The organism is Brucella sp. IR073 (assembly GCF_049065735.1).
GTDB lineage: Bacteria > Pseudomonadota > Alphaproteobacteria > Rhizobiales > Rhizobiaceae > Paramesorhizobium.
In genome coordinates, this window is sequence record NZ_JBAKHD010000023.1 from 1 (window position 1) to 4117 (window position 4117).

Here is a 4117-nt window from a genome sequence, read left to right on the forward strand (position 1 = left end):
TACAACATCGTGCCGTTCACGGCGCCCACCGCAACCAACGGCACCACATGGACCTACACCCTGCCGCAATGGGCCGCCGCCGGCTATTCCAACGCCAGCAGCAATGCCAAGCTGCAGATCGACTACATGGCCGTGAAGAACGGCGTCACAACTTGGTCGAACCTCGCGACCTATACGCTTAATTCGACAATTTAACGACATGCCCCAGGCCGCCCAATGGGTGGCCTGGGGCAACTGATTTCCACTTAGCTTCATTTCAAAATCGATGAATAATAAAAGGAATACTCTTATGAGCGATCTTTCAGGCAAAGTTTCTGATACACTTCCCGCTATCAGTGTCATCTATCCGCCGGCGGACCTTCCCCTCCCTGTTGAATCGCCTGTGCAGGTTTGGGTCTTCTTCGGCTATAGCGACGGTACAAGCGGCGGTGTCCAACCCGTCAGCTTTTTCAAAACGACCGGCAATGATTATACGACCGTCGTTTCTTCGGACTCCTTTACGGATGCCGATGGGTATGCTCGTGCGATCGTAAGGCTCAGCAAACCGGGCACATTGGGCAAAAAAGAAACCTTCGAAGGCTCAGTGACCGCCAGGATAATGAGCCTGTCCGCATTCGACCCGAACGGGACCGCTATAGCCGCTCTTCATGCCGATACCTCCGCCGGCGGTCCTGACAAAGTCGAGTGGGAAAATAAGCCAGCTGCCTACCCCCCGGTCATAGATCATTTGATTATACTTCCAACCTATAACATCTTCCGATTGAAGCATACTTTGGCGGATGGGAGAGACAGCACCTGCGTGGACCTCACATGTTCTCCGAGCGATCCGACAAAGGACGCTTTTTTCGTTAATGATATTGCACTTGGAGATGCCTTCGGAACTGCCTGGAATCCTGCAGCAGTTCAGCGATGGGTTTATGGTCAGCCGCGTCCTCCTGGCTGGGTGTTCGATAGCGGTCTTACGGCGCGTGCGCCCAATGTCATTGTCCAGCAGGATAACGTAACTGCCTGGCCTCCAGGTGTGGTGTCAAGCCTTGGAGGACTCGTCTCGCCGCCCAATAACAATCTGAAAATCGGTCCGGCAGAGGATATGACGAAACGATCCCTTCCATCGGGAACCTCCGTGCTTTTCAAGGCGATTCTTACGGATGAACTGGGCTCGCCAATACAGGGAAAGCATATTGATGTCTGGGGGCGTTGCGACGGGGAATATACGATAGTCCAGCCGGCAACCAACACGGATGCGTATGGCGAAACGTCCTTTTCCGTTACGGTGCCCGATAATGGCCGCGCCATGGCGGTTCTGGCAAGCTACACTCCGGAGAACCCTGGCGGGGGAGTGGTGCATGGCTACACCCAAGGCAACTGGTGTGGCCTCTTCTACGACCCGAACAACCCGCCCTTTGTGAACGAGAGCGTAAGGATCACGCCGCCCGGCACCAGGCAGACAATCGGGGTCGGAGCCGAATACAAGGTCACGGTTCTGCAAGGCTATGACCCCACGACCGGAAAGCCCTACCTGCCTGTTGCCAATCAGACGGTCTATTGGGAAGCCAGTCCGCGTGACCGCATCATTTTCTCACCCCTGACCGGACCGCTCAACACCGTTCCCGGCACGCGCTTCCCGACGGTGACGGACAGCCAGGGCAAAAGTGCCATCCGCGTCTCGGCGATCGGATCGACGGCCTTCTTCGGAACCATCATCGCCAGGGTGGCGAACCCAGAGACCGGAACATTTTTCCGCAACGAGGTGGCCGTCGGCTTCCAGCCGCCCAGCTGAAAGGAGCCCTACGAGTGATTGCCCAAGGCTGATCGGGCATCACTCGTCAGCTACCGATTGAACCATTTTTAGCAACCGGCCCCATGCCGGCATCATACTCAAGAAAGGAATATAGACATGACAAACAATACAGACAAAACGCTCCATACGGGCGAGGGCGATAACGGATCGATCACCATATCCTCCTCTTTAGGAAGCGGGGGCGGGATCGCCGTACAGGGTTACCAGACGATCACACTGACGGCGACCTACAGTGGCTCCGACCCGACCGTAAACGCTATCTACTGGGGATATGCAAACTGGAATTTCTCTCTTGATAGCCCAGCCACGGATGCACCGCTTTTCACCTGCGCATTCGACCCGCCGCGTTCCGAGATAGACCCGGACAGCGGGCAGGCAACGACCCAAATGACAATCCTTGGGCTTACGGACATAGTGGCAAACATCTCTCCCGATGCGCCTTTGGAGGACGTCCTTGTCAACGCACATGTGGAACAGATAGCGGCGAAGGTTCCCGACGGCAGTCAATACTACAAAGTTACAGCCAACTCCGACTTTCCCGATGAAAAAAGGCTTCTATTGATCGACACCCTCGCGGGCGATCCGCTGGCCACGGGTGATACTTATTGGCCATTCATGGCGTCCTACGTCACCTATGAAGCAATTCCTCCGGCGGTGGGTGATCATGGTTGGGACGGAACGATCACCTGGTCTGCCGAGCTTGTCGCACCATTTCCTTCGGGCGCCACCGTGAAGCTCCTGAATCCAAATCCGACACCGGTCGCCATCGGCACCCCCATGGGCTTCGCCTTGAACGGCATACAGGTGACCAGTTCCGGGCCGGTTTTCGTCAAGGTAACGGCAACAGCGACGGGTACGTCCTATACCAATTCCATGACGGTCCTCGCTCAAGAGAACGGATATGCGAGTACATACCCGAACAATATAACAATAACGTCTCTCGACGGTCCAAACCTTTCCATGGGAGAACAACACAATTTCAAGGCCCAATTCAGTTTTGCCCTGCCCACATACGAATGGATAGAATGGTACTTCTATCCGACGGATCGCTGGGTAGCCAGTTGGAGCAACTGGACGAGTACTGACAGCAACGATCCCAGCGTTTCAATATTTCCGCTCCAGGTCACCGATGCCGATCCTATTCCCACGGCAATCGTCGCCGCGATATATAGAAGGGCTGTGGTCTCGCCAGCCGACGCATCCCTCTGCTTTGGCATGACGACGGTTTCGTTCGGAGCAAGCCAAACCTGCTCGATCGACGTCAAGCTTGGCGATAGCAAGACGTCGATTCCGCTGGGCACGCCGACCCCAGTGACGGCGACGGTCAATGGAGAGGATTGCGGGGTTTCGCGTATCTACTGGTCCGCCGAGCCGATCCCCGGCTATGTCATCACCTTCAATCCGGACTTCAACGACCTCTCCGGCAGCACATCCGCCAGTACCAACATCACCGTCACCGGGCCGAACACCCCACCGCTGCCCTCCGTCACCATCTATGCCCGCCCGGACAACACGGTGCCCATCGGGAGCAACACCTTCCCGCTCAGCGCGGGCAGTGTCTCAACGAACACGCTCGTCATCGTCTCGCTGGATGGCAATCCGCTCAAGGCCAACGAGCCGCATCTGCTCCAGGCAACCTATCTGGATGCCAATGGCAAGCCGCTTCAGAAGAAGTCCATCGCCTGGAGCATCGACCCGCCGGTCACCGGTGTCACCATCGCGACACCGACCACGACACTCTCTGACGGCACGAGCGTCACCACCATCACCTATACCGGCACCGGCACGCCCTCCGCCATCGTGAACGCCTCTTCCGGCAGTGATAATGCCGAGCCGCTCAATCTCAATTTCGCGCAAGACGTCAGCCTGCCCGGCGCCGGCACGATGGACCTCAGCTCCCAGCCTGACGGCGACCTGACCTACCAGCTCACATGCACCTATAAGGACGGCAGCGGGAAACTGGTTCCGCCAAACACCAAGGTCACCTGGCACGGCTCGCCTTCCGACCGCCTCATCTTCAGCAAGGGCAGCGGTGCCCAGACGGGCGACCCCTCCAACATCTCCTACACCATCGGCAATACCGGTGTGGCAACCATCGAGGTCACCGTGTCCAGCGGCGCCGCCATCGACAATGCCGTGGTCGGCACCACCGGCCTCTTCAACACCACGACCGGCATGCTGGACCATTCCGACCCGGACCTCACCCTGTCCTTCGAGGCCGCAGCCACCGTCAAGGGCATTGTCATCGACAAGGCCTATGCCCAACTTCCGCCCGCCAGCAACCCGCCCAGGAAGAGATTCCCCTTCRCCCTCATC

3 protein-coding genes are annotated in these 4117 nt (G+C 57.5%); all 3 read left to right on the forward strand.

Annotated elements, in window-relative coordinates; translation table 11 throughout:
* The coding region (locus ACOWVG_RS19185; RefSeq protein WP_420963984.1) for a hypothetical protein at positions 1–195 on the forward strand (195 nt) is incomplete at its 5' end.
* Between the two features lie 94 nt (positions 196–289).
* Positions 290–1780 carry a hypothetical protein gene (locus ACOWVG_RS19190; RefSeq protein ID WP_420963985.1) on the forward strand — a complete coding sequence of 497 codons (1491 nt, stop codon included), beginning with the start codon at positions 290–292 and terminating at the stop codon, positions 1778–1780.
* A 117-nt stretch (positions 1781–1897) separates the two neighbouring features.
* The coding region (locus ACOWVG_RS19195; RefSeq protein WP_420963986.1) for a hypothetical protein at positions 1898–4117 on the forward strand (2220 nt) is incomplete at its 3' end.

Excerpts from the sequence above, each read along its gene's own strand:
- ACOWVG_RS19190 (WP_420963985.1), top strand. The coding sequence starts at position 290 with ATGAGCGATCTTTCAGGCAAAGTTTCTGATACACTTCCCGCTATCAGT.